Source organism: Gemmatimonadota bacterium (assembly GCA_039715185.1).
Taxonomy (GTDB): domain Bacteria; phylum Gemmatimonadota; class Gemmatimonadetes; order Longimicrobiales; family RSA9; genus DATHRK01.
The window spans coordinates 1-6,272 of the sequence record JBDLIA010000131.1 but is presented as its reverse complement, the minus strand read 5'-3'; the positions used below and the strand labels follow the sequence as shown (position 1 = coordinate 6,272).

Genomic DNA, 6,272 nt, shown 5'->3' with positions numbered 1-6,272 from the left:
GCGCTCCAGCACGATGATGCGCTGCTGGGCGTGCGCGATCGCGTCCGCGAAGTGCGCGGCTGCCCTGCCCTCGGCGTCGATGCGCTCCAGCTCGAGCTGGTGGAGGAACAGTTGATACTGTATCAGCGCCTCGATGGGCCGCAGCTGTTTGTCCAGCAGCGTGGCGATCCGGTAGGTGATGCCGGGATCTCCCTGCGCCAGCACGTCGGCCTGATCGTAGCGCGCCAGCGCGCGGTCCAGGTCGCCCGCGGCCACCAGCTCATCGCCCTCGGCGACGAGCGCGTCGGCGCGCGCCCGGGCGCGGCCGTCCACCGTCGCGTCCTCGGGCGCGTCCACGAGGCGCACCCCCGAGGACTCGCGGTAGCTGTAGGCACGCACGCCGCGCCCGTCGAGCTGCACCATGCCGATCTCTCCGACCTGGTCCGAGAGGGCGTAAGAGCGGCTGGAGGGGGTCATGACGGTCGCGTCACCTGCCGTGCGGATGGTCCAGGCGTCCTCGGTCGTCTCGGTCGCGGCGAGTACCTGCGGCACGGACATGCCCAGCGCGAGCTCTCCCCGAGCGATCGCCGAGCAGATGTCGGGCACGCACGTGGCCAGCGCGGTGGCGGCGGTTTCGTCGCGTTCCTGCTGCATGCCTTCCTGGGCCGTCGTCGTGCCGGACCCCTCGGCCACGTCGGCTCCGCTCACCGGCCGAACTCGATCGCCGTTGCCGAGAATCGGCTCTTCGTTGATACGGGCGCAGGAGGCGAGTACGCTCGCCGCGAGCGCCAGCGATAGCGTGGCGCGCATCATCTTGATTCTCCATGTCGTCGACGTTTCCGGCTCAGCGCCGGCCGCCTGGTTGCCTCATGAATAGGACGCGGCGATCCAAACGGACGCCGCTGCTTCCACGCGGGGAGGGGGCGCGGAAAGCGGGTACTGCCGGCCCGGAATACGGCTGCCGGGGTCATGTGCCTAGTGTGCCGGCGCGGGACTTCTGCAACGGTACACTAGAAGCGGAGTCGACGCCGGTCGATCAGCTTCTTGATTTCGTGCTGGCCCGCCCATATGCGGACGTTCGATTCGACATCGACCAGCGTCGCGTCGACCTGGTAGTAGACGACGCTCTCGCCGCCCTCGGTGTCCTCGATGGACTGGATCTCGCCCAGCAGCATGTAGTTGGCGCCGAGCTCCTGGGCCAGGCGGGCGCGAGTGTCCGAACGGGCGTTGTCCTGCTGGTCATCGCGCTCTTCGCGGACCTCGGCACGCTCGGTGCCCGAAGCCACGAGGCGCACCGCGCCCGATCCGATCAGCGCTCTTTCCAGGTCGTTGACGAACGTTTCGACCGGGATGTGCTCGGCGCTGCGATTGCGAAACGATCCGACCAGGACGGTGGGAGCGTCGCCGCCGTTGGCGGCCGAGTAATCCTCGGCCCACCGGTGCGACATGCTCTGCTCGATCAGCGCGTTCGCCACCAGACGCGAGTCGGTGTCGTTCCATCGTCCTGACAGGTCCGTCACGGCCGTGGGCTCGATCCGCGTTACCGACTTCCGCGCGCACCCCGCCGAGATCGTCAACCCGCTCAGGAGAGCAATCGGCACGATACGTTTCGCGCCCCATTGCAAGCCGCTCATGGGTCCTCCGGATTGTCGTTGGGGGGGTCCTGTTCCGTCCTACACGCTCCTCGCCGAGTCTGTTCCCGGTGGTTTCGCCGTCATCTCTAACGGCGCGTTACCAGTAGCACGTCGCCGTGCGCGCGCGCGCGCCGGTAGCCCAGGAGATGGAAGACCTCCAGCGCGAACCACCGCGCCACCCTGCGGTTGACGGCGTAAGTGGCCGGACGCTGCGGATACGTCTGTACGCCCGGCAGCAGGTGCACCCAGCGGTCCGCGCGGCGGCGGCGCAGCATGCCCGACACCCTGATCCAGAAAGGACGGATCGGACGGACGACGAAGAACCCATCCTCTCCCAGCTTCTGGTAGAGCGGCATGAGGAGGCGGCCGCGCTCGGGAACCCGGATGGGGCCGTCCGCGTCGTCCGCGACGACCTCGCCCTCACCGACCGGCTGGAAGTTCAGGTAGCCCGCGCGCATGCGGAAGCCGTCCGCGGGCGGGTCCACCTGCCGACGGTGGCGCACCTCGAGGAACCGCGGCGCGCGGGGCCGTCCGTTGAGACGCATGTCTTCCGCGCCGGCTCCGTCGGACGCGGCGCCCCTGCGGACGGACATCTTCAGTTCGTCGATGGCCCGCGTCACCACCGCCTCCAGGCGGTCCGCGGACTCCGGGTCGTCGTGCTGGCCGCCCTCCACGCCAACGGCCACGGCGACCCTGCCGTGCAGAAAGTCGAGCAGGGTGCCGTCCAGCAACTCCTCGAGCCCGAGCACGATGGGTAGCCCCAGCCCCGCCGCAAAGGCGCGGTTGGCCAGCGTGTCGCCGATCAAGGAGAAGGGAGGTCCGAAGCTCGACGTGGTGTGCAGGTCGAGCGCGACCACGCCGTGCGGGTCGTCCGCCAGCACCGATTCGATCGCGCAGAGAAGCTCCGCCTGCTCGCGATCCTCGACTGGAGCATCTCCCTCGGCGCCGGCGCCGGCGCTCCGCCGTGCGTGCCAGCCGCGGTTGAGGTCGCGGTCCACGTAGCGCTCGCGGTCCTCGAGCGCCGCGAGGTTCCCCACCATCGCCACCAGGCGCCCGCGCCGCAGCCCGCCCGCGCGAGCGACCGCATCCGAGATCCGTTCCAGCGCCCGCACGCCGGCCGGTTCGTTGCCGTGAAGCCCCGCGATACACAGCAGCGTGGGGCCCGGCGCCGCGGCGGTCACGTCGCACAACACGCGCCGTGACCGTGCGGTGGGGGGGTCGGTTGCCTCCTTCACAGCTCGGATAGCTTCTCCTGCATCAGTTGCGCCGCCAGCGGCATGAAGGTTCGTTCGCTCACGGATCCCACGAGCTTGCCGTCCTGCACCACGGGCAGGTACGACACGCCCTTCTCGCGCATCACGGCAATGGCCTCCAGCGTCGACGTGCGGGGGCCGATGGTCACCGGGTCTTTCTCCATGATGTCCTCGACCGGCACCGCCGCGGGGTCGCCGGCCCCGCCCGCCAGAAGCCGCAACAGCGACCGGTATGATACCACTCCGACGAGCCGGTGTTCGTCGTCCTCAACCAGGATCTGTCGCACGTGCTTGCTGTCCATGATGAACGCGACGAGGTCCACCAGCGCGTCTTGGTGCACGGTGTACAGGTCGGTGCTCATGTACTGCTCTACGCGCAGGTAGCTGCGTTTCCATTCGCCGGCCTCTTCCAGCCGGGCGGGCTCCCACAGATGGCCCGGCAGCCCGCTCTCCTGGCGCGCCGCGGTGGCGGCGACGAGGGCGGCGAGGCGCTCGGCGCGCCAGCCCTCGCCCTGCAGCGCGGTCGCCGAGGTCACCAGCCAGCGCGCCCCGGTCTGCCCGGTCTCCACCCGGTCGCGGATGATGCCCATGTACTCGTCCACGTCGCCGGCCGCGAGCCCCTCCTCGCGCAGGGTCTCTGTGGCCAGGGGGATCAGGCGCTCCCGCAAAAATGTGCGCGCCGACACCGCTTCTCCGTCCAGCCACGTGAAGCCGGCCTTGAGCCCGTACCGAGCCGCGGCGACGAAATTGGCGCGCGCGTCCGCGAAGTCCATGCGCTCGGCCGGGTCTCCGTACTCGCGGTCCAGGCCCCGCATCACGCCCAACCAGAGGGCGCAGTTCGCGACCTCGTCCGCAACGCTGGGCCCCGCCGGCAGCGCCCGGCACTCAATGCGCAGGTGCGGGACCCCGTCGGCGACTCCGTAGCAGGGGCGATTCCAGCGGTACACGGTTCCGTTGAAGAGCTGGAGCGCTCCCAACCGCGGGATCTCTCCGCGATCCAACAGCTTCATCGGATCCTCGTCCGGCTCACCCGCCATGATGACCCGGAAGCGCGCCAGGTCCTCCCGGTAGATTTCCAGCACGTCGTCGCGTGCCCAGGAGGTGCCGAAATCCACACGGCCGCTCAGCTCGCGCAGGCTGGGCGTCGGCGCGCGCGTGTCCAGCGACTGCTGGAACAGCGCGATGCGCGTTTCCCCCCAGAGCCGCTTGCCGAACAGGAAGGGCGAGTTCACGCACGCCGACAGCACGGGGGCGATCGCCGCCTGCGAGATGTTGTAGAGGCGCGCCGCGTCCGCGGCGCCGACCTGCAGGTGGATCTGGAAGCTGGTGTTCGCCGCCTCCAGCATCACCGAGTCGTGCTCGAGCCGGATCTCGTCCACGCCTTCTATGCGCAGCGACACCTTGCCCCCCGCCATCGCCATGAACGCCTCGTTCAACTCACGGTACCGATCGTTCGGCGTCATGTTGTCCAGCGACAGGTCGGTCTTCGCCAACGTCGGCAGGATCCCCGTCAGCACGACGCGCGCGCCGCGCGCACGCGCCGCCTCGTCCGCCCGGTGGACGCCGGCTTCCAGCAACCCGCGCATGCGCGTGAGGACGTCCGCGTCCACCACCAGCGGCGGCAGGTTCAGCTCGAGATTGAAGCGGGCGATCTCCGTGGTGAAGTCGCCTTCCGTCAGGTCGTCCAGGATCTCGGGACTGAGCGGGGCCGGACGCCACGCTTCATCGACCAGGAACATCTCCTGCTCCGCGCCGAAGCGGACGACGCCCTCCTCTATGAGGCCCTCGTCCAGGATCCGGCGCAGGGCCTGGAGGTCCCTGAGCACCGCCCGCGTGAAGGAGCGCATCGCATCCGGTGTCGCTCCGGTGGTCACATCCTGCGTGCCCATCTGCCCCGCCGCGTAGGGGAAACGGGAGCCCGCGCCGTCGACGGGCGTCACTGCGCGCACGATGGCGCCGCAGGACGGGCTCGGCAACCGGACGATCCCCAACGCCCGTGTCGGGGATATCCCCTCCCGCGCGAGGGAAATTGCCGCCCGGTGGGGCGTTCGGGTATGTTGCTGTCGATGTCCACGCCAAGTTCGCTCCACTGAGCATGAAGACCGAGATCACGACGCCGGCGCCTCTACAGGAGGACGAGGCGGTCGAGCCATCGCTGCGTCCGCAGCGGTTGCGGGAGTTCATCGGCCAGCAGCCGGTCAAGCAGGCGCTCGGCATCGCCATCGAGGCGGCGTTGAGCCGGCAGGAGGCGCTGGACCACACGCTGCTCCACGGCCCCCCCGGGCTGGGGAAGACCACGCTCGCCATGCTCATGGCCCGAGAGCTGGGCGTAAACCTCAAGACGACTTCCGGACCGGTGCTCGAGAAGCCGGGAGATCTCGTCGGCATCCTCACCAACCTGCGTGAGCGGGACATCCTGTTCATCGATGAGGTGCACCGGCTGAGGCCGGTTATCGAGGAATTCCTGTACCCGGCGATGGAGGACTACCGGATCGACATCCGTCTTTCCGAGGGCCCCAAGGCGCAGACCGTGAGGATGACGGTGGAGCGCTTCAGCCTGGTGGGCGCGACCACGCGCTTCGGCCTGCTGACCCCGCCCATGCGCACGCGCTTCGGGATCGTGCAGCGCCTGGGCTACTATCCGGCCGACGACCTGCGGGTGATCGTGGCGCGCAGCGCCGAGATCCTGGGTATCGAGTGCGACGACGACGGCGCCAGGGAGATCGCCAAGCGGGCGCGCGGGACGCCGCGCGTGGCGAACCGTCTCCTGCGCAGGGTGCGCGACTACGCCCAGGTGCGTGCCGAGGGCCACATCACGGCGGACGTGGCCGACCAGGCGCTGCGCCTGCTCGACGTGGACGAGTACGGCCTGGACGGCATGGACGCCCGCATCCTCAAGACGATCATAGAGGACTTCGAGGGCGGGCCCGTCGGCCTCAACACCCTCGCGGTGGCGGTGGGTGAGGACTCGGGGACCCTGGAGGAGGTATACGAGCCGTTCCTCATCCAGACCGGCTATCTCATGCGGACGCCGCGCGGGCGCGTCGCCACCAAGAGGGCGCTGCACCGGTTCGGCTACGAGTTGCCCGACCCGTCGGCCGGTCCGCAGGCCACCCTCTTCGACCGTTAGCAGGTCGCTGAAAAAGGGGAGTGCGGCCGCGAGCAGGGGGCTTGCGGGCGTCCAGGGCAGGAACGACGAGGAGGCATAGCCTAAGCTATGGCGACGAGGAGAGACGAACGCTGGATCCCGCAACCCCCCTGCTCCCTTCGGGTTGGGGCGGCACGGGGCCGTCTGACGTCGTTAGCTCTCCTCCCCGATACGCAGCGGTATCGCGTCGTCGCGCTGCCTTGCATCCGACCCCGTGGCGCTCCCAACGCGGCTCGCTACCCTCTTTCAGCGACCTGC

General features: G+C 69.5%; 5 protein-coding genes. 1 reads left to right on the top strand and 4 read right to left on the bottom strand.

The window, feature by feature from the left end; all coding sequences use genetic code 11:
* The 4 genes from ABFS34_15500 to ABFS34_15485 all read right to left on the bottom strand — a co-directional run.
* A partial coding sequence (locus tag ABFS34_15500) for a hypothetical protein (GenBank protein ID MEN8376833.1) occupies positions 1–792 on the bottom strand: 792 nt, incomplete at its 3' end.
* A gap of 197 nt (positions 793–989) precedes the next feature.
* Complete coding sequence (locus ABFS34_15495; protein ID MEN8376832.1) at positions 990–1,613, bottom strand: penicillin-binding protein activator LpoB; 624 nt, start codon at positions 1,611–1,613, stop codon at positions 990–992.
* 86 nt (positions 1,614–1,699) lie between these two features.
* The gene (locus ABFS34_15490) at positions 1,700–2,794 is read right to left on the bottom strand and encodes a succinylglutamate desuccinylase/aspartoacylase family protein (protein ID MEN8376831.1); all 1,095 of its coding nucleotides are present in this window, start codon (positions 2,792–2,794) and stop codon (positions 1,700–1,702) included.
* A 50-nt stretch (positions 2,795–2,844) separates the two neighbouring features.
* Entirely contained in the window at positions 2,845–4,815 is a 1,971-nt protein-coding gene (locus ABFS34_15485; GenBank protein ID MEN8376830.1) for a CBS domain-containing protein, read from the bottom strand.
* Between the two features lie 146 nt (positions 4,816–4,961).
* Between ABFS34_15485 and ruvB the strand changes: the two genes are divergently transcribed.
* On the top strand, positions 4,962–5,996 hold the full coding sequence (gene ruvB / locus ABFS34_15480) for a Holliday junction branch migration DNA helicase RuvB (protein MEN8376829.1): 1,035 nt from the start codon (positions 4,962–4,964) through the stop codon (positions 5,994–5,996).
* Positions 5,997–6,272 lie beyond the last annotated feature (276 nt).

Coding starts and splice junctions, on each gene's coding strand:
- ABFS34_15495 (MEN8376832.1), bottom strand. CDS start 1,613: ATGAGCGGCTTGCAATGGGGCGCGAAACGTATCGTGCCGATTGCTCTC.
- ruvB (MEN8376829.1), top strand. CDS start 4,962: ATGAAGACCGAGATCACGACGCCGGCGCCTCTACAGGAGGACGAGGCG.